Origin of the sequence: Bacillus paramycoides (assembly GCF_038971285.1) — a bacterium.
Taxonomy (GTDB): Bacteria; Bacillota; Bacilli; order Bacillales; family Bacillaceae_G; genus Bacillus_A.
On the sequence record NZ_CP152427.1, the window covers coordinates 1,035,689 to 1,055,722 of the forward strand.

General features: G+C 36.9%; 22 protein-coding genes and 1 pseudogene. 16 read left to right on the top strand and 7 right to left on the bottom strand.

What is annotated here, in order from left to right:
- Positions 1 to 17 precede the first annotated feature (17 nt).
- From glpP to AAG068_RS05355, 10 genes and pseudogenes are all read left to right on the top strand, one after another.
- A complete protein-coding gene (gene glpP, locus AAG068_RS05315) occupies positions 18 to 578 on the top strand; it encodes a glycerol uptake operon antiterminator GlpP (protein ID WP_001970619.1) in 561 nt (186 codons plus the stop codon).
- Between the two features lie 228 nt (positions 579 to 806).
- Positions 807 to 1,628, top strand: coding sequence for a glycerol uptake facilitator protein GlpF (gene glpF / locus AAG068_RS05320; protein ID WP_342718429.1), 822 nt, complete (start codon positions 807 to 809; stop codon positions 1,626 to 1,628).
- A 12-nt stretch (positions 1,629 to 1,640) separates the two neighbouring features.
- Positions 1,641 to 3,131, top strand: coding sequence for a glycerol kinase GlpK (glpK, locus tag AAG068_RS05325; protein WP_098347355.1), 1,491 nt, complete (start codon positions 1,641 to 1,643; stop codon positions 3,129 to 3,131).
- Between the two features lie 133 nt (positions 3,132 to 3,264).
- Positions 3,265 to 4,947, top strand: coding sequence for an aerobic glycerol-3-phosphate dehydrogenase (glpD, locus tag AAG068_RS05330; protein ID WP_001988666.1), 1,683 nt, complete (start codon positions 3,265 to 3,267; stop codon positions 4,945 to 4,947).
- Positions 4,948 to 5,209: 262 nt separating this feature from the next.
- The gene (locus tag AAG068_RS05335) at positions 5,210 to 5,473 is read left to right on the top strand and encodes a hypothetical protein (protein WP_342719831.1); all 264 of its coding nucleotides are present in this window, start codon (positions 5,210 to 5,212) and stop codon (positions 5,471 to 5,473) included.
- Positions 5,451 to 5,846: a DUF2283 domain-containing protein gene (locus AAG068_RS05340; RefSeq protein ID WP_342718430.1), complete on the top strand. Its 396-nt coding sequence runs from the start codon at positions 5,451 to 5,453 to the stop codon at positions 5,844 to 5,846. The genes AAG068_RS05335 and AAG068_RS05340 overlap by 23 nt, the downstream gene beginning before the upstream one ends.
- A gap of 69 nt (positions 5,847 to 5,915) precedes the next feature.
- Positions 5,916 to 6,014: pseudogene (locus AAG068_RS29900) on the top strand (DUF2283 domain-containing protein); the annotation flags it as partial.
- Positions 6,015 to 6,295: 281 nt separating this feature from the next.
- Positions 6,296 to 6,829 (top strand): sigma-70 family RNA polymerase sigma factor, encoded by a 534-nt coding sequence (locus AAG068_RS05345; RefSeq protein WP_342718432.1) that lies wholly within the window; start codon positions 6,296 to 6,298, stop codon positions 6,827 to 6,829.
- 4 nt (positions 6,830 to 6,833) lie between these two features.
- A complete protein-coding gene (locus AAG068_RS05350; RefSeq protein ID WP_342718433.1) occupies positions 6,834 to 7,241 on the top strand; it encodes a PadR family transcriptional regulator in 408 nt (135 codons plus the stop codon).
- 7 nt (positions 7,242 to 7,248) lie between these two features.
- Complete coding sequence (locus AAG068_RS05355; protein ID WP_342718435.1) at positions 7,249 to 8,514, top strand: FtsW/RodA/SpoVE family cell cycle protein; 1,266 nt, start codon at positions 7,249 to 7,251, stop codon at positions 8,512 to 8,514.
- Positions 8,515 to 8,517: 3 nt separating this feature from the next.
- Here the strand turns inward: AAG068_RS05355 and AAG068_RS05360 are convergent, their stop codons facing one another.
- Entirely contained in the window at positions 8,518 to 8,778 is a 261-nt protein-coding gene (locus AAG068_RS05360) for a hypothetical protein (protein WP_342719832.1), read from the bottom strand.
- 63 nt (positions 8,779 to 8,841) lie between these two features.
- Between AAG068_RS05360 and AAG068_RS05365 the strand changes: the two genes are divergently transcribed.
- Positions 8,842 to 9,726, top strand: a complete 885-nt coding sequence (locus AAG068_RS05365; RefSeq protein ID WP_342718436.1) for an Rpn family recombination-promoting nuclease/putative transposase — start codon at positions 8,842 to 8,844, stop codon at positions 9,724 to 9,726.
- A gap of 97 nt (positions 9,727 to 9,823) precedes the next feature.
- Here the strand turns inward: AAG068_RS05365 and helD are convergent, their stop codons facing one another.
- Positions 9,824 to 12,160: an RNA polymerase recycling motor HelD gene (gene helD / locus AAG068_RS05370; protein ID WP_342718437.1), complete on the bottom strand. Its 2,337-nt coding sequence runs from the start codon at positions 12,158 to 12,160 to the stop codon at positions 9,824 to 9,826.
- 279 nt (positions 12,161 to 12,439) lie between these two features.
- Here helD and AAG068_RS05375 point away from each other — a divergent pair, with 279 nt between their 5' ends.
- Entirely contained in the window at positions 12,440 to 12,685 is a 246-nt protein-coding gene (locus AAG068_RS05375; RefSeq protein WP_086409445.1) for a cytoplasmic protein, read from the top strand.
- Positions 12,686 to 12,761: 76 nt separating this feature from the next.
- Here AAG068_RS05375 and prsA read toward each other — a convergent pair whose 3' ends face one another.
- A complete protein-coding gene (prsA, locus tag AAG068_RS05380; protein ID WP_342718438.1) occupies positions 12,762 to 13,628 on the bottom strand; it encodes a peptidylprolyl isomerase PrsA in 867 nt (288 codons plus the stop codon).
- Positions 13,629 to 14,052: 424 nt separating this feature from the next.
- Entirely contained in the window at positions 14,053 to 14,247 is a 195-nt protein-coding gene (locus AAG068_RS05385) for a hypothetical protein (RefSeq protein ID WP_048656387.1), read from the bottom strand.
- Positions 14,248 to 14,365: 118 nt separating this feature from the next.
- On the opposite strand from AAG068_RS05385, the gene AAG068_RS05390 reads away from it, so the two are divergent.
- Entirely contained in the window at positions 14,366 to 14,701 is a 336-nt protein-coding gene (locus AAG068_RS05390) for a DUF1878 family protein (RefSeq protein WP_000383651.1), read from the top strand.
- Between the two features lie 5 nt (positions 14,702 to 14,706).
- Here AAG068_RS05390 and AAG068_RS05395 read toward each other — a convergent pair whose 3' ends face one another.
- The 3 genes from AAG068_RS05395 to AAG068_RS05405 all read right to left on the bottom strand — a co-directional run bounded on the left by AAG068_RS05395 (position 14,707) and on the right by AAG068_RS05405 (position 16,545).
- Positions 14,707 to 15,264: an HTH-type transcriptional regulator Hpr gene (locus AAG068_RS05395; RefSeq protein ID WP_000834920.1), complete on the bottom strand. Its 558-nt coding sequence runs from the start codon at positions 15,262 to 15,264 to the stop codon at positions 14,707 to 14,709.
- A 298-nt stretch (positions 15,265 to 15,562) separates the two neighbouring features.
- Positions 15,563 to 15,925 carry a YtxH domain-containing protein gene (locus AAG068_RS05400; RefSeq protein WP_342718441.1) on the bottom strand — a complete coding sequence of 121 codons (363 nt, stop codon included), beginning with the start codon at positions 15,923 to 15,925 and terminating at the stop codon, positions 15,563 to 15,565.
- A gap of 185 nt (positions 15,926 to 16,110) precedes the next feature.
- Positions 16,111 to 16,545, bottom strand: a complete 435-nt coding sequence (locus AAG068_RS05405; RefSeq protein WP_342718442.1) for an HIT family protein — start codon at positions 16,543 to 16,545, stop codon at positions 16,111 to 16,113.
- A 560-nt stretch (positions 16,546 to 17,105) separates the two neighbouring features.
- Between AAG068_RS05405 and ecsA the strand changes: the two genes are divergently transcribed.
- From ecsA to ecsC, 3 genes are read left to right on the top strand one after another with little or no spacing between them, the layout of a single operon-like run.
- On the top strand, positions 17,106 to 17,849 hold the full coding sequence (gene ecsA / locus AAG068_RS05410) for an ABC transporter ATP-binding protein EcsA (RefSeq protein WP_342718443.1): 744 nt from the start codon (positions 17,106 to 17,108) through the stop codon (positions 17,847 to 17,849).
- Positions 17,842 to 19,053 carry an ABC transporter permease EcsB gene (gene ecsB / locus AAG068_RS05415; protein ID WP_342718444.1) on the top strand — a complete coding sequence of 404 codons (1,212 nt, stop codon included), beginning with the start codon at positions 17,842 to 17,844 and terminating at the stop codon, positions 19,051 to 19,053. Before ecsA ends, ecsB begins: the two co-directional genes overlap by 8 nt.
- A gap of 13 nt (positions 19,054 to 19,066) precedes the next feature.
- The gene (gene ecsC, locus AAG068_RS05420; protein ID WP_342718445.1) at positions 19,067 to 19,774 is read left to right on the top strand and encodes an ecs operon protein EcsC; all 708 of its coding nucleotides are present in this window, start codon (positions 19,067 to 19,069) and stop codon (positions 19,772 to 19,774) included.
- Positions 19,775 to 20,034: the final 260 nt, after the last annotated feature.

Here is a 20,034-nt window from a genome sequence, read left to right on the forward strand (position 1 = left end):
AGAAGGGGACATTTAGAATGGAATTTCATGAACAGAAGATTTTGCCGGCAGTGAGGCAAATTAAAGATTTGGAAAAGTTATTACATAGTTCGTATGAGTATATTGTTATTTTAGATATTCATGTCGGTCAATTGAAGAGTGTCGTGTCACTTGCGAAGCAATATTGTAAAAAGGTGTTTTTACATGTTGATTTGATCCATGGATTACAAAGTGACGGGCATGCGACGGAGTATTTATGCCAAGAGTTTAGACCGTACGGGTTACTTTCGACAAAGGCGAGTGTAATTATGAAGGCGAAGCAAAAGGGCGTTGTGGCAATTCAGCGTATCTTTTTAATCGATTCTAGTGCAATGGAGAAGAGTTGCAATCTGTTAGAAAAGACGAAGCCGGATTATATTGAGGTGCTTCCAGGGGCTATGACGGACATTATCGCTGAAGTGAAAGAGCGCACTGGTGTACCGATTTTGGCGGGTGGTTTCATCCGTACAGTTGATGATGTGGAGAAGGCGTTACATGCTGGTGCGACAGCAATTACGACATCAAAACGCGAACTATGGAAACATTACCAAAAAAAGTGACGAAAATGTGAAATAATTCTGTTGACACCGCTTTCATAAGAGGTTAACATTATAGACAAGTTAATAAACGTGACGGAGAAAAGTAGAGATCCACATTTCATTGTTTCTATATAAATTTATATAGAAGCGTGCAAAGCTGTGGGTCTTTTTCTTTTGAAAAAAACGAATGGCCATTCATTTTACCTCTATCACATTTGAAAGCGTTTAAATTGATTGTGGAGGGATACTATGTCAGCATTTTTAGGAGAGTTAATAGGGACTGCGTTGTTAATCGTACTTGGTGGCGGCGTTTGTGCTGGTGTAAGTTTAAAGAAGTCGTTTGCGAAAGATTCTGGTTGGATTGTAATTACAATGGGCTGGGGCTTAGCGGTAGCGGTTGCAGCGTACGCGGTTGGATCAATTAGTGGGGCACATTTGAATCCAGCTTTAACGATAGGACTAGCATTTAAGGGAGCGTTCCCATGGAGTGACGTACCTGGTTATATTGCAGCACAAATGATTGGGGCAATTATCGGGGCAGTTATCGTATATTTACATTACTTACCGCACTGGAAAGAAACAGAAGATCCAGGAACAAAGTTAGGCGTATTTGCAACAGGTCCAGCAATTCCGAACACATTTGCAAACCTTTTAAGTGAAATGATTGGAACGTTCGTTTTAGTATTTGGTATATTAGCAATTGGAGCAAATAAATTTGCAGATGGTTTAAATCCATTTATCGTAGGTTTCTTAATTGTAAGTATTGGTTTATCATTAGGTGGAACAACAGGATACGCGATTAACCCGGCTCGTGATTTAGGTCCGCGTATCGCACACTTCTTCCTTCCGATTGCAGGAAAAGGCGGCTCAAACTGGAAGTATGCATGGATTCCAGTAGTTGGTCCAATTTTAGGTGGATCACTTGCAGGATTATTCCATCAAGTTGTATTTGAAGGAAAACAAAATGCAGCACTTACTTATGTAATTATTGCAACTGTGATTGTACTAGCAATCTCTTATATGACAAGTAAAAAAAGTGAAAGCAACACAAATAGTAGAAAAGTAGCATAGGGGGAAACCGATATGAAAAAATATATTCTTTCTTTAGACCAAGGAACAACTAGCTCACGCGCAATTCTTTTCAATAAAAAAGGTGAAATTGTTCATTCAGCTCAAAAAGAGTTTACACAACATTTTCCAAAGCCAGGTTGGGTAGAGCATAGCGCGCAAGAAATTTGGGGATCTATTTTAGCAGTTATCGCAACTTGCTTAAGCGAAGCGGATGTAAAGCCAGAACAAATCGCTGGTATCGGTATTACGAACCAACGTGAAACAGCGGTTGTATGGGATAAAACAACAGGCAAACCAATTTATAACGCAATCGTATGGCAATCTCGCCAAACAGCTGAAATTTGTGATGAGTTAAAAGAAAAAGGATATAGCGAAATGGTTCGCGAAAAAACAGGTCTTTTAATTGACGCATACTTCTCTGGTACGAAAGTAAAATGGATTTTAGATAACGTTGAAGGTGCAAGAGAGAAGGCTGAAAACGGCGATCTATTATTCGGAACAATTGATACGTGGCTTGTATGGAAACTATCTGGTGGTAAAGCGCACGTAACGGATTACTCAAATGCATCACGTACATTAATGTTTAACATTCACGACTTACAATGGGATGATGAGCTTCTAGACATGTTAACAGTACCAAAGAGCATGCTTCCAGAAGTACGTCCATCATCTGAAATTTATGGAGAAACAATTGACTATCACTTCTTCGGTCAAAATGTACCGATTGCAGGTGTAGCTGGTGACCAGCAAGCAGCATTATTTGGACAAGCTTGCTTCGGTGAAGGTATGGCGAAAAATACTTACGGAACTGGTTGCTTCATGTTAATGAACACTGGTGAAAAAGCAGTAGCTTCTGAGCATGGTCTATTAACAACAATTGCATGGGGAATAGATGGTAAAGTAAACTACGCATTAGAAGGAAGTATTTTCGTAGCAGGTTCTGCAATTCAGTGGTTACGTGACGGAATGCGCATGTTTAAAGATGCAAGTGAGAGTGAAGTATATGCTTCTCGCGTTGAATCAACTGAAGGTGTATACGTTGTACCAGCATTCGTAGGTTTAGGTACACCGTACTGGGATAGTGAAGTACGCGGCGCTATGTTTGGCGTAACGCGTGGTACGACGAAAGAGCATTTCATTCGTGCAACACTAGAATCTTTAGCTTACCAAACGAAAGACGTATTATGCGCAATGGAAGCAGATTCAGGTATTGAACTAAAAACATTACGCGTTGATGGTGGAGCAGTTAAAAATAACTTCTTAATGAAGTTCCAAAGTGATATTTTAGATGTTCCTGTAGAACGTCCAGTAATCAACGAAACGACAGCTTTAGGTGCAGCATACTTAGCAGGTCTTGCGGTTGGATATTGGAAAAATCAAGATGAAATTAAAGAACAGTGGCATATGGACAAACGCTTTGAACCAACGATGGAAGCAGCAACAAGCGAAGAGCTATATGCTGGATGGAAAAAAGCAATTGAAGCAACAAAAGCTTTCAAATAATCATAAACAGTGTTATAATGGTGACAAGTTAATAATTCGGTAGGAGATTTGGAGAGACCACAACACGCTATAGAGGCGAAATCTATAGCGGAGTTTGTGGTCTCTTTTTTCGTTATCAAAGGGAGGAATTACCATGAAATTTTCAAGTAAACAACGTAAAGACGTATTAAACGGAGTAAATAAACAAGAATTAGATGTGATCGTAATTGGTGGAGGTATTACTGGTTCTGGTATTGCATTAGATGGAGCAACACGCGGGTTATCAACAATTGTGTTTGAAATGCAGGACTTTGCAGCAGGTACATCAAGTCGTTCAACGAAGCTTGTACACGGTGGTCTACGTTATTTAAAACAACTTGAAGTGAAAATGGTAGCAGAGGTAGGGAAAGAGCGTGCGATTGTATATGAGAACGGTCCCCATGTAACAACACCAGAGTGGATGTTACTTCCATTCCATACAGGCGGTACGTTCGGATCATTCAGTACATCAATTGGTCTTCGTGTATACGACTTCTTAGCAGGTGTAAAACGAAGCGAGCGCAGAAAAATGTTTAACCGTGAAGAAACGCTGAAGAAAGAGCCTCTTGTAAAACAAGAAGGATTAAAAGGCGGCGGTTACTACGTAGAATATCGTACAGACGATGCGCGTCTTACAATTGAAGTAATGAAAGAAGCAATTGAACACGGTGCAAAAGCTGTTAACTACGCAAAAGTAGACGGTTTCTTATATAAAGATGGAAAAGTATGCGGTGTACGTGTAATCGATTTACTAGACGGTGAAGTATACGAAGTTTACGGTAAGAAAATTGTAAACGCAGCTGGTCCTTGGGTAGATACACTTCGTGAAAAAGATAACTCGAAAAAAGGAAAAGTACTTCAGTTATCAAAAGGTGTTCACTTAGTAATTGACCAAAAACGTTTCCCATTAGGCCAAGCGATTTACTTCGATACACCAGATAAACGTATGGTGTTCGCGATTCCTCGCGGCGGAAAAACTTATGTAGGTACAACAGATACGTTCTACGATAAAGACGCAGCTGTACCACAAATGACAACAGAAGATCGCACATACATCATTAATGCGATTAACTACATGTTCCCAAGCGTAAAAATTACGGAAAAAGACATCGAGTCAAGCTGGGCTGGTGTTCGTCCGTTAATTTATGAAGAAGGAAAGAGTGCATCTGAAATTTCTCGTAAAGACGAAATTTGGACTTCTGAATCTGGTTTAATTACAATCGCAGGTGGTAAATTAACAGGATACCGCAAAATGGCTGAAATGGTAGTAGACTACGTAACAAACTTACTACAAAAAGAAGGTCATAGTGCATATCCGAAGAGCACAACGAAACATATGCCAATCTCAGGTGGACATGTAGATGGCTCTAAAGGATTACCAGCATTTATCGCGAAAAAAGCAGGCGAAGGTACAAAATACGGTTTAACAACAGCGCAAGCAGAAGAATTCGCGAAATTCTACGGCTCTAACGTTGACGTACTATTCGACTTAGCGAAAAAACATAAAGACGAAGCGAAAGAATACAACATGCCACTAGACGTTCTAATCCCACTTGTATACGCAATGGATTACGAAATGACAGCAAAACCAGTTGACTTCTTCGTACGCCGCAGAGGCGCTGTATTCTTCAACATCCACTGGGTATACGAGTGGAAAGAAGCAGTAATCAATTACATGGCTGCGAAACTAGGCTGGAGCAAAGAAGAGCAAATGAAATACACAGCAGAACTAGAAAAAGCATTAACAGACGCTGTCATTCCTGTAGATCAACAAGAGCAAGCAGCTGCATTAGCGTAAAATAGAGAAACACCTGAAGAGAACCTCTTCAGGTGTTTTTTTTACCTTGACTAAAAATAAATAAAATGTGTTACAATGATGATAGAGTATATAGTATGAATTTTGCATAAAATAAAGAAGACAGAAGCCTGAGAAACTTCTGCCTTGTGTAACCTAACTTGCTATTGTGGTGGTAGTAGGTGCGGTTATAAGACAATTACATTAACGTTTTAGCCGAGAACCGCCCTTACCTTTTCCACGAAGCAGGGTGGTTCTCGCTTTTTTGTATATAGAAATTAGCCACGGACCGACGTATCTTCTACCGATGACAACGCCAGCTCCGGTTAGGATACCGTACACTAATTTAATGACAAACATCGCGATCATTTTATCACCTCCCCCTTTTTTCAAAATGGAAGAGATGATTGCCACACCTACTAGTTATAGCTTATTAAGTTACATTTCAATTGTATTATGTTTTAAAATAGGGAACAAGACAAATGAATACGGATATGAGGTGTATCATGAAAAAATTAATTACTTATGATTCTGAAATCCAGATGGCATATCTGTATGTAATTCCATTCCCTTCAGAAATTGAGATTGAATCGACTGAAGAATTAGAAGAAAATCCAAAACTAAATGTAGATATAGATCAATTTGATCGTATAGTGGGGATTGAGTTTTTTGGAGAAAATGCTCGTAAATTAAAAGGATTAACAAATAGAAGTAAAATATATATAAAGAAAACTTCAAGTGATAATACATACATATACTCATTTAGACTTTCTCAGGATATTCATTTGCAAAAAGTGTCATTTCATAATATCGTATTTTATCCCGCATTAACGGGCAGTAAGACCCCACCTCAAAATTCAGCGGAAGCAAAGAAGTTAGGTGGGGGGGCGGGCTGCCCGTAAAAGCCCGCTTGGTGAGGGCTGATAATCAGTGGGGGGTGAACAAAACCCCCACTGATTAAAGTTTCACTATATTTTTCGGATAAGAAGTATGAAGAATTTATCGGGTTTGATATTATGAAGCCCTCTTTGTATGGCCATGAGATATTGGATTCTTTAAGTGAGTGTTAGAAAGAAGGAGGACTCGATTAAATCGGTTCTCTTTTTCATTTAGCGATGAGGGGAATCTTGACGATAGAAAACTAAGAAAACCCCCTTATTGCAAACGTAAAGAGCGCCTTGGGAGAGAGGCGCTCTTTACGTGAATGTATTGTAACGATTATTCGGTTTATTATATGTAAGTAGCTGGAAAGTGTTTTATAAAAAACGTTATTGCCATCCGTATTTTTTTATACATTTATAAAACTTTTCCATACAGTGCGTCGTCTAATATATGGGAAGGAGGAAATGATGTGGATGAATTAACGGTAGAAGCGTTTGAGATAGAGGATAAGGAACTTCTTATCGATGAAATCATGAACAAGTATGGACAAGAAGTGCTACAGCTTGTGTATTCATATGTAAGCAATAAAGAGGTTGCTGAGGATGTAACGCAAGATATATTTGTGAAATGCTATAAATCTCTTCATACATACAAAGGGAAGTCGAATGTGAAAACGTGGTTATGGAGAATTGCGATTAATCAATGTAAGGACTATATAAAAAGTTGGTATAACAAAAAGGTGATCGTGACAGAGGATGAATCTGCTTATATGGGGGTTCAAAATGATAGTGTCGAACAAACTGTCATTCAAAATGCTGAGGACTGTGAGCTCGCTTCTGCGGTAATGAATTTACCGATAAAATATCGAGAAGTCATTTATCTATTTTATTATGAAGAATTATCAATTAAAGAGATTGCTACAGTAATAGAAGTGAAGGAAAATACGATAAAAACGAGACTGAAAAAAGCGAAGGAGCTTTTGAAGAAAGGATTGGAGGGATAATCAAATGGAAGATCGATTAAAAGGCCTGCGAAAATCAATGGAGAATACAACGTTTAAACATTTGAGTTTTTCTGATCAACATCGAAAGCGGGTGCGCGAAAAAATCAATGCATCATACGAAAAGGAAGAGGACATCTCGTTAGCGATTTTACAACTTCTCAGTAATGAAAAAACAGGATACGAATTGTCACAGTTACTACGAGGAAGAGGGATTCAAAAATTCGAAGGAAATGAAGGGTTTTTATATACCGTATTACATCGCCTAGAGCAGAATCGTTTTATTCAATCAAGCTGGGATCATGCAGGAGCTAAATATTATCAATTAAATGATAAAGGAAGAAAGAAGCTGCGAAAGGCAGAAAAAAATGCTGCGAAGGTACAATTTATATTAAAAGGCTTAGTACAGGAGTGAGGCGAAATTGAATAAAAAAGGGGAGCGTTTTGTAAGCGAAGTTACGAATCATATTAAATCAAAAGAAGCAAAGAGCTTTGTAGCAACCGAACTAGATTTTCACTTGAAACAGGCGAAGAACACATGGATAGAAAAAGGATTAAGTGAGGAAATTGCTGAAAATAAAGCTGTGGAGCAAATGGGAAGTCCGGTTAAACTAGGGCAAGAACTTAATAAACTGCATAAGCCAAAGGTGGATTTGTTCTTAATTACTTTGTTAGTGGCTGCTATGGGGTTAGGGTTTTTGCCGGTTTTGGTTTTTGAATATACGAATGATGTAATAATAAATAAGGTGATATTTGTTATTCTCGGTGTTGTAACAGCGATTGGGATGATGTTACTTGATTATCGGAAATTAGAGAGAATGGGATGGTTGTTTTATATAATCGGAGTAGTTGTCCTGTTAATACTATACTGTTTTCCAAACGCTTCAATGATTGGAGAACCGTTAATACAAATCGGTCCAATTGCAATTGACTGTCTAATGGCAGTGCCTTTCTTTTTTCTAGCTTGGGCTTCTTTTTTTAATAATAGTAGGTTAAAGATTATACATCTTGTGGTTTTATATTTATTTTCTTTGTACTTATTTTTGATTGTATCCACCCTTTCGTCAATTTTTATCTATATTACGATGGTATTCGTTATGCTTTGGTGGAGTAAGCTAGGAAAGAAAACGTCGTTGATTATTACGGTTGTACCTATTTGTTTATTTATTATTAAGGTATCCGTATCATGGTCTTCAGGATACCACTTAGATAGACTTTTAGGGTATTTAAATCCTGAGAGTGATGCAGGTGGCGCAGGATTTATGTATATACGATTAAAAGAGGTAATGTCATCAGCAGGTTGGTTTGGTACATATAGAGATATGAAATTCATCCCTGCTCCGGATACTGATTTTGTATTTGCAAGTTTGACTTACTATTATGGGTATTGGCTTGCGTTAATTCTTGTCTTCGTTCTTTCTCTTTTTGTAGCAAGATTAATAGTCATCTCTTATAAAATAAATGATCGGTACGGTAAATTGCTGCTCGTTGGTGGATTGACTCTTTTTGTATTCCAGTTCATTTATAATGTTGGAATGATACTAGGATTATTGCCGCTTGCTGCTATATCCTTACCTTTTATTAGCTACGGATTAACGCCGACTGTATTTCATGCGCTTATAATGGGGATTGTACTGAGTGTGTATAGGCGTAAAGATATTTCATTTAGAATGAGAAAAACACCTTAATACTTATATAAGTTGCATATAAAAGAATTCATTATTATGATCAAGTACAAACGTAAAGAGATAGTAGAAGAGGGTTATGATAAATAACCCTCTTTTCGTGTTTAAATAAGTGTATTCTTCTTCATCTTTTTCGGAAGTGTCAGGATCTAATAAAGGTGAGGATAGAAGTACGTCAATCGTAAGAATGTCTGCATCGTGAGAAGTGATGTGATAACCTGCAAATACAGGGCGTTTTATGAAATTTAAGTAAGTGCGTGTTTGCATGCGTATCACTATTTTATGTACAATAAAAGAAAAGCCTCTTATGAGATGGAGAGAGAAAATTTCATGTCCAGCCAACAATTAGTGAATTTACGCATTGATTTTGCTTTTAAACAATTATTTGGCACAAGTGGAAATGAAGATATTTTAATTGCTTTTTTAAATGCGATGTTACAGGATTCTTTAGAATCACCCATTGTTTCGTTACAATTTGCAGATCCACATTTACACAGGGAACATGAAGAAGATAAGTTATCTATCTTAGATATTTCAGCTACATTAGACACAGGAACAAAAGTCAATGTAGAAATACAACTCAATAATAATCATGATATGATTAAACGCAGTTTATATTATTGGGGAAGGCTATACACAGCTCAACTTCAAAAGGGAATGCCATACAGCTCTCTTCATAAAACAATTACAATCAATTTGTTAAATTTCGTTATGTTTCCTGAATACGAGGCATTCCATACAACAGGAGTTTTATGGAATCGACAACAACATAAAATATTGAGTAGTGATATCGAAGTTCACATCGTAGAGATTTCGAAACTTATGCAACAGTGGCGGAATGAACAAGTAAATCCTTGGGAAGATTTGTTTGTTCGTTGGTTATTATTACTTCCGGCAAACGAGGATGAACAACTAACCCAAACATTGGAGGACATTGCGATGAACCAAGATCCGATTTTACAAAAAGCGATGAATAAATGGGAGCGTATGAGTCAAGATTCTTCTTTCCGACAAGCATATGAGGCAAGAGAGAAAGTTTTGATGGATGAAGCCGCAAAGTTCGCTCATGCTCGTAATGAAGGAAAGAAAGAGGGGATTGAAGAAGGTAAGATTCAATTAATTCGTGGAATGCATAAAAATGGAATGCCAATCGAAAATATTGCAAAGTTTACAAATTTACGTTTAGAAGAAATACGAAGCATTTTACAAGTCTAAATGATAAAAAGAACACCTCCATTGAATTTGCATACTTAGTATGCGAATTCGGGAGGTGTTTTAATATGTGTCCCGTTTTCGGGGCTCACTTCAATTATCAAGGTGTTTTCATTATAAGCTCAAAACTCTCCGAATCAGCCCCAAGTATAAAAGGACTAACCTCGCCAACGCTATAAAGTTGCAATTCATGCATTGCACGCGTGCAAGCGGTATAGAACAATCTACGAACGCTCTCGTCGCTATATACATCTTTAGAAGCGTTGTAAATAATAACAGCATCAAATTCGATACCTTTCGCTAAGTAAGCAGGGATTACGACAATGCCTTGCTCATACTCGGCTGAGTTACTTTTCACGAGTTTAATATTCTCGATATGACGAAGTGCTTCGTAGGCAGCGGCGCTTTCAGCGGCAGATTTACATATAATTGCGATCGTATTGTGCTGCTCTTTTTGTAGTGCAGCAACTTTGGCAGTAATATGCTTGTGCAGTTCGCTGTCATTCGATACTTCCGTCACTGTAGGTTTCTCACCATCACGTTCAAAGGCGTGAATGTTCTCTCCTTCCGGTACGAGAGCACGTGTAAATTCAATAATCGGTTTTGTTGAGCGATAGCTACGAGTTAAGTTGATACCGTTCGTTTCATCTGGTCCGTATAAGCTAGTAAGTGTATTGAAGTTCACCGTCTCACTCGCATGGGCAAATATCGCTTGGTTAAAGTCTCCGAGTACAGTCATTCTTGCAGCAGGGAAGAGACGTTTTAAAAACTCAAACTGAAACGGTGAATAATCTTGTGCTTCGTCTACGAGTACATGTTTAATCGATCTATTCGTTTGGAAGCCTTCGATTAATTCTTTTAAAAGTAAAAATGGAGTCGCATCCTCGTAATATAGCTTTCCTTCATCGAGCATGTTTACTGTTAAAGAGCAAATGTCATCCCATTCTTTCGGCTTTTCTCCAGTAACCCATGATGCATCTGTGAAGAGTTGTTTATATATGCCTGTGAAATTAATGAAACGCAATGTTTGAACGCCTTTACGAAGTGGCTTCAATTTTTTACGGACAATCATACGACCGAGTACTTTCGTTTCTTTCTCAAAATCATGGAAGGAGTTGTCGTCAAACTCTCCTTTTTTCTGTAAATATTTATAAGCCTTTTGGTATTCATCTTTACTCAGTAATTCAATTTCTTCTTCTACCCAAGGCTTTTTCAGTTCTGTTTTTTCAATTTCATCTATTTGTTTATTTAGCCAATCCGTTAACTTTTCAATTCGATTATGGAAGCGGAGGGAGGAATCAGTATTGTAAAACTGCTCTGTAATTTCTTTAGCAGAGACAATTAGCTTTCCTCTAAATTTCATTCCTCTAAATAGCATACCTGAAGATTCAAGAGATTGTCTGTACGTTCTAATCATCTCGAAAAATGGAGTAGATGCTTTAAAGCGAATGCTCGCATTTCTCGTTTTATAGGTAGGGCTATTCGTTTCAGTTAACATATATTCTAATTGCTCATAAGGATCTTCAACGTCAAATGACTTACTTAGTCTATGGTTTAAATATTCTTGGAATGTAACTTGCTGCATATTTTCTTCACCGAGTTCAGGTAGTACGTTAGAAACGTAGCTATTAAACATAGAGTTAGGGGAGAAGAGAATAATTTGATCCGCTTTTAACCATTCGCGATATTTATATAGTAAGTAGGCGATTCGTTGCAGGGCAGCTGACGTTTTACCACTACCAGCAGCTCCTTGCACGATAAGTAGTCGGCCTTCATCGTGACGAATAATTTCATTTTGCTCGCGCTGAATCGTAGCAACGATGCTTTGCATATGTTTGTTCGTACCTTTTCCGAGCGCTTGTTGCAAGATTTCATCACCAATTGTAAGGCTCGTATCGAACATAGAATCAATCTCGCCATTTTGAATAATGTATTGTAATTTTTTCTCCACATTACCGTGGATTACGCCGCCTGGTGTACTGTATTCAGCCGGTCCTGGTGGATAATCGTAGTACACACTCGAAATAGGTGCGCGCCAGTCATATATAAGAAAGTTTTCTCCGCTTGCATCAGTAAGTGTAGCGACGCCGATATAAATTTGATCCGCAGCAGATTCTCCTTCTTCTTTGAAATCAATTCTTCCGAAATAAGGTGCTTTATGCATACGTCTTAATGCGGCAAGTCGATTAAAGGTGTGCTTATGGGTAATTTGTGTAACAGCTAGTGACTGAGCTTGTTGTCTTAAGTTGATAACTGTTTCAAGGTAATCATCAAAAGTATCAGTATTCACTTTCACGTCATCCCAAAAGTGTTTACGAATATTGATTACTTCTGCCCGGCGTCTGCCAGTTTCGTTTTCCAGTTTATCAATTTGCTGCGTAATCGTTTCGATTACGGTATCCAATCGTTTTTGCTCTTGATCAAGTTTTTTATTCATACGGTAGCACTCCTTTAAAAGTGAAAAATAGAGGTTGACTGAAGATGTATTTTGGTGTACAATTAAGATACGGATAAATATGTTATTTGTATTTTAGAAAACGTGTTTCTGTACTAATTTAACATAGTTTTTTCATTTAATCAATGATAATAAGATAAACCTTGGTTCCGTTTGGCGTGAATCAAGGTTTTTTTGTGTTTTTCTTTAAGGGCGAATTGTAATTTTATTAAGGAGAATGTAAGTAAACCAAAGCAGAAAATCAGGAATAGGGGGATACTGATGGAAAAATATTTTGAGGAAGCACATTGTTTTTGTTCTCGTAATAGAAAGCACTTAGAAAAGGATGTTATATGTGGTTGTTTCTATTGTTTAGAAATTTTCCATCCAGAAAAAATTACAGAGTGGTGGGATGATGATAACACAGCAGTTTGTCCGCATTGCGGGATTGACTCTATTATCGGAGAAAGTTCTGGATGTAAAATAACAGAAACGTTTTTAAGTGAAATGCATAAAAGATGGTTTTAGTTAAATGAATGACAAAATAAACTTTCGTTAATGAAGAGGATACATAAAAAAGCTCGGGCTAATCCCGAGCTTTTCATTATTTCTTTTCGTCTTTCTTAGCGTCAGCTTTTTTCTCTTCGAAAAGATCTTTTAAATCTTTATCGTCAACTTTTACGTCAGCTTTTTTGATTTCTTTCATCATAAGATCGTTCATGAATTCGCCGTCTTGTGCTTTCTTCTGAACGATTTCTTTTTTGATGTCATCTTTAGATTGTTCGAAAGATTTTTCTGGTTCTTTAATGTCTGTTACTTTAATGATGTGGTAACCGAATTGTGATTTCACAGGCTCGCTTACTTCATCTTTTTTCAGTTTATAAGCAGCATCTTCGAATTCTTTAACCATTTTACCAGCTCCGAAGAATCCTAAGTCGCCACCTTTTTCTTTTGAACCAGTATCTTCAGAGTATTGTTTCGCTAACTCTTCGAAAGATTTACCTTGTCCAAGTTCTTCTTTCACCTTTTTAGCAGTTGCTTCATCTTTTACAAGAATGTGGCTTGCTTTAATTTCAGGCTTGTAGTTATCTTTTAGTTCTTTATCAGTGATTGTTTTCTCGATAGCTTTTTCTTGAGCTAATTGAGCACGCACACCAGTTTTTAAAGTTTCTTCTTTAATGCCTTGTTGTTTTAATAGTGTATCGAATTGATCACCGTATTGTTTTTTCATTTCATCGAACTTTTTGTCTACTTCTTTGTCTTCAACTTTGTAGTTTTTAATAAGTACTTTTTCCATAACCATGTTGTTTAGTACTTGTTTACCAGCTTGTGTTTTCATTTGATTGTAGAATTCTTCTTTTGTAATGTCACCAGCTTTAGATGTAACGATTTTGTCTGATGATGATCCTGTTCCACATGCTGATAATGCGATTACACTTGTTGCGGCTAAGGCAAGCATAGCTTTCTTCATTCGATAAACACTCCTACTATTATGTATTTTTAATTTATCCTACACCAATGAATTTTAGTTCATAAGAGCCCGATTAAGTCTCACTGATACTTTTGCTTTGTATATTGGTAAAGCGCGCTTAACAGGGCTTACCGAGGCTTTAGGATAAAGTTAAGATGCGTGTCATTTATTTCATAGTATAAGCAATATGTACAAAATTTAATATATCATATTTCGACTCGATTTCATATTGATAAAGAAAAATTAACCAGTGCGTGTCAGATTTTGAAGGTGTAGCCTATTGGGCGCATGTCGCATATAAAGAAAAGAGGAGGGGATGGGGATGAATTCTCAACTTATTTTATTACTTGTACTGTTTATTTTATTGGTTATAGTAGGTATAATTTGCTTATAGAGGAAAAAAGTGAGGAAGGGGCTTCCTTCCTCACTTTCCATGAAATATAATTTCTATATAACTAGAAATTAATAAAATTGTTATACATACATTAATAACCCGAAAGACACCGGGTTGGCGGCTCGCAGTTATTTGTTTTCGTTCACACAGTGTATGTGTCATGAAATTCGTGTAAAATATAACAAGAAGTGCGAATGCGACAAAAACAACTGTTATAAGTGTCATGAGGCGAGACCTCCTTTTGGCTAAAATACATATACTCTATATATTGTATCATACGATATTTTGTTCGTGTTATAAAATTCAGAAATAGAAGACTTTGTGTTAGAAAGTGAGGGAGAAAATGGACGTTGTTAGAAGATTAGAACAAGCTGAATACTACGTAGACCTACTATTTAAAATGATTGATGAAGAAAAGTGTCCATTTTATTCTTTGATCATAAAGAAAAAAGCTCGTAAAAAAGATATTGAACGTATACTAAATCTTTGTGAAATACTGAACGAGCAATATGTAGTGGAGAAGGCAGAAGGGCTTCTTTTGTTCGATGCGCTGTTAGATCAATTTGAAAAAGCGCTTCCACATCAGCTCGAAGTACACGAAACTGCGGAAGCGCTAGCAAAACAAGGTTTATTTAAGCCGCTTATGAATGAATTCTTAAGCATGATTGCGAAAAAATAAATAGATTACTTCTTAACTAACTTCTGATCGGATTCCGTAAAGTTCTCCTCAATATTCTCTAATGATTTCTCAAAAATATCGATGAAGTCTTGTCCGTAAATGTTACGCAAGATAGCGATAAGTTCGATATTTTCTGGGAACTTACCGTAAAAATTACGAAGTGCAAGAGCCCCATTAAATACAGAGTTATTTTCAGGATCATACTCCTCCATTAAGCGAAGTAGTAATTCTTCCCCTTTGTCTGTAATCTCAATGTACGTATTTCGTTTATCATCTTCTTTTTTTGAGAATACAAGATAGCCGCGTTCTTCCAGCTTCTTCGAGAAGTTAAACGCCGTTGATACGTGCATAACTCCAAACTTAGCAATCTCAGAAATAGAAGCCCCTTTTAAATGATAAGCGATTGATAAAATATGATGCTCATTAATGTTTAAATCGTAAGGCTTAATCCACTGTTGCCAATCTTTCTCTACACATTTCCATAACGCTTTCGATAATTGAGCAATGCGTTGGCTGAAAATCATCGCTTCTTTTACCGAGTAATCTTTTTCTCCACTTTTCATTTACTCACCCACTTTAACATTCTTTTTCATTACTATCTATTATGCCAGTAAAATAAAAATTAATAAAGTCTTTTTGTGAGAATTGTGAAAATTTTTCGGAAAAATGACATTCTATACAAATCATGCATAACTATGGAAGCGTTTTATGAGTCGTGAATACATGTGTTGTCCATACATGTTAATTGATAACATATATTGTAAATGCATAAAAACACGGCATATCTGTGTGATATGCCGTGTTAAGGTCAATTTATATAAAAAATATTTGTTATATGCAAAAAACTAAGCAGGAATTTGTTTACGCTTTTTCTGGAACAGCTTCTTGTAGTTTCTCAATTGATTTTTGAATGTCCAAAATCTCTCTCTCAATGTGTCGCTTGTTTTGAGAAATATCTTGCTTCCAGTTCGAAATTGTATCTTGCATATCGTCTTTTAATTCTTGAAACACTTCTTTACCTTCTGAAGCAGTTTCAACGATTTGACGTTTTAATAATTTTGTATCAGCTGTAATATCAGCTAAAGTCTTTTTAATATCATTTCCTTTTTCTTTTAACTTACCGCGCATAGCTTTACCAGAAGAAGGAGTAGAGAAAAGAACGGCTAGTCCAGCAACTGCTCCGCCGCAAATGACACCTGTAATAAAGGATTTAGCTTTTGACATAAAAGGAGACCTCCTTATTTTTTGTTCGTATTCATGATGTGAAAAAATATGCATATCTTTAAGACAAGGGAAAGAAAAGTGTGCGGTGCACATTCCCTAGCATCTTAAGTGAAGAAACAAGCCGTGCAATATTTAATCACGTTAGGAAATTGGCTTGTTATGTATTACTTCTTATTATAGTGTCACTATTTCACACTATTTGCAATTGTACTGGCGATGTTTTGTAAATTTTCCATTGTGTATTCATTTTGATGTGATTTCCAAACAGCACCGAAACCATCGTTTTCACCGTAGCGTGGAATTAAATGAAGGTGGAAGTGGAACACAGTTTGTCCAGCTTTCTCGCCGTTATTGTTAAGTAGGTTAAAGCCAACTGGATTAAACTCTGCTTTAATCGCATTTGCGATTTTCGGAACGACAGAAAAAATGTGTGATGCGATTTCTGGCGTTAACGCAAAAATGTCTTGTTTGTGAACTTTTGGAATAACTAGGGTATGTCCTTTTGTTACTTGACTAATATCTAAAAATGCAAGCACATGTTCATCTTCGTATACTTTTGAGCAAGAGATTTGCCCATCAATAATTTTACAAAAAATACAATTATCCGCTGTATGATTCATTGATCTCATCCTTTCAAGTAGCCTTAGCCGTATTTTACCATAATTACATAAGAGAACAAACACGAAAAACAGGAAGCTGACTCAGCTTCCTGTTTTCTGAAGAGGGATTGAAAAAGCATTATCGTAATTTACGTTTCGCAGACACCTCATTTATTTAAGAAATGCACGGTAAATCGGCTAAAGTTTCTGCCGGAGACACCCCATTTTCAAGTGAAATGAATTGCAATCTTTTATAAAATGAAATTGTTTATTTTTTAAAACAGTATATGCTCTTTCGGAGACACCCCGTTTCGAAAATGAAACAAATGATCTGGTTATGTGTAAATTTCTTTGTCCAACATGGACACCCCATTTCATGATGACTTCACTATGTTGTTGTACTCATCAATAGGTGGTTGCTTTTTCAATGTGTTCCTTCTTCAATAATTATGATGTCCGCTTTCGTAAAAATATATGCGAACAAATTTAAATTTTTTTTGAACGCATCGATACTATGTAGTACAGCGTAATTTTTGGTAAGATGAATATAGAACGAATATAAATGAAGAAAGTGGTGTCGTATGAGCGAGTTATTACGTGTAGAAAATGTTACAGGAGGATATACGAAACGACCTGTACTAAAAGATGTTTCGTTCTCTGTTAATAAAGGCGAACTTGTCGGCTTAATCGGTTTAAATGGAGCGGGTAAAAGTACGACGATTAAACATATTATCGGTTTAATGGAACCGAAAAAAGGAACTGTCACAATTAATGGGAAAACAATTCGTGACGATATGACAGCGTACCGTTCTAGTTTTTCGTTCATCCCAGAAACACCAGTATTATATGATGAGCTAACGCTAGAAGAACATTTGAAGTTAACAGCGATGGCGTATGGTGTAGATGAAAAACAATATGAAGAACGCTTAGGACAACTATTACAAGAATTTCGCATGAAAAATCGTTTAAAATGGTTTCCGTCTCATTTCTCAAAAGGAATGAAACAAAAGGTAATGATTATGAGTGCGTTTTTAGTGGAGCCATCTCTTTACATTGTGGACGAACCTTTCGTTGGGCTTGACCCGTTAGCAATTCAATCACTCCTTCAAATGATGGATCAAATGAAAAAGAGCGGCGCGGGCATTTTAATGAGTACACATATTTTAGCGACAGCAGAGCGTTATTGTGATTCATTCATTATTCTGCATCAAGGTGAAGTGAGAGCGAAGGGAACATTATCTGAACTGCAATCACAGTTTAATATGCCAGGTGCAACGTTAGATGATATTTATATTGCATTAACGAAGGAAGAAGATTATGAATAGCACAGCATTATGGAAAGAACGATTTCGTCACTTTCTAAAAGAAGTTCGTACATATAGTAAATACGTATTTAATGATCATTTGAAATTTATTTTCGTATTCATCATCGGCGCAGGAGCGTATTATTACCAGCAATGGTTACAAATGTTAACACCTTCGTTTCCAACTGCGCTCGTTATGGCAGTGTTGCTTGGACTCGTATTAACGGCCGGATCGATACAAACGTTATTAAAAGAAGCGGATCTCGTTTACTTGCTGCCAGTTGAACAAAAATTAAAACCATACTTTACAAAGGCGTTTCTTTTTACGTTCATGATTCAGTTATACATAATCGCAATCGTAGCGGCAGCGCTTGCTCCGTTATACTTCCAGCAAATGAAGCAAACAGGAGCGGCTTACATATGGATTGTACTCGCGTTTGTCATCGTAAAAGCGTGGAACTTATTCGTAGCGTGGGAAAAGTCATTTTTAACAGACCAAAATATACAAAGAGCTGATTGGTTCATTCGTTTTATTTTAAACGGCTTATTTGTTTATTTCCTTGTAGAGCGTACTTCCGTTATGTTTATTGGTGGAATCGTCCTTCTCATGGTGTTATACCTCGTAGTACTGCATCAAATGGTGAAGGGAAAGCCGCTAAACTGGGAGTATTTAATTTCTGAAGAAGGTAAGAAGATGATGCTGCTGTATCGCATCGCGAATATGTTCGTTGATGTACCAGCATTAAAAGAAAGAGTAGCACGGAGAAAATGGCTCGATTTCATTCTTTCGATGATTGGTGAAAAGCGTACATATTTATACTTATATACGAGAACATTTTTACGATCTGGTAACTATTTCGGTTTATATGTGCGCCTGCTCGCCCTTGGAGGAGTTATTCTTTACTTTATTCCGTTTTTATATGGACGATTTATCGTAAGCCTTATTTTCCTATACTTAATCGGTTATCAGCTATTAACTTTATGGAAACATCACCGCATGAAGATTTGGCTTGATTTGTACCCAGTAGGGGGAGAAGAGAAGAAGAAAGATTTTCTTACTTTATTAAATGCAATTCTTATTATCGGCAGCGTTGTATTTACAGTTATATTCGCCCTTGCGACGAAAGATTTCATGATGACGGGAATTTTACTAGTCGTAAGCATAGTATTTAGTATCGGTTTCGTTTATCAATACGGGGCGAAACGTATTGAGCGTTTAAATTGAAGGGAATGAACCTATGATTACATACGAAGAGAAGGTTATAAAAGAATTGGAGCAGTGGAAAGCTACATTCATGAAAGATTCTTCTATGATGACACGGTTCTCAAAGAAAGTGCAGACGAAAGTACAACAGCTTATTCCGGCGAAAGTGCAAAAAGTATTAACGGAAACGATTCGGATGATGGTGCAAACGATTAGTGCCGGATCAAACTTTATAAAGCCGAAATTAAAAGAGACACACTGGTCATTGCAAAGAAGAGACGACGAAGTACGTAAAAAAATGGATGAGTACAAAAAAATAGCAGCGGCAGAAGGAGCAGGGACGGGAGCTGGCGGTATTCTCCTTGGCCTTGCTGACTTTCCGCTTTTACTCGGAATTAAAATTAAATTTTTATTCGATGCAGCAACATTGTACGGATTTGATACGAGTAACAAAGAAGAGCGCCTTTTTATCCTTCACGTCTTCCAGCTTGCCTTTTCAAGTGATGATCACCGAAAAGAAATATGGAAAGCAATCGAAACGTGGGACACAGAAGGAGAAAATCATATGGACTGGGAAAAGTTCCAAACAGAGTACCGAGACTATATCGATTTAGCAAAAATGCTTCAGCTCGTACCAATAATCGGTGCCCCAGTCGGCGCATATGCGAACTATCAACTACTGCAAAGACTCGGAGAAGTGACGATGAATTGTTATCGTATGCGATTGTTAAATAGGAATTAAAAAGAAAGCATCCTAAATTGTGATTTAGGATGCTTTTTCTTTCTTATAAGGGACACTCCTGAATTAAAGGAGCAAACTAAAATAGTTATGTTGAAGTGAAACTGTTAGATTTAGTGTTTTAAATCAAAACCTTCAGATGTGGAAATGGAACCGATGTGATAATCATTAGCGTATTCAACAGCTGCCGAGAATGTTTTATTTTTATCATCTTTCACATGTCCGTTTATAAAAACTATTTGAAAATCATTGGGAACATATAG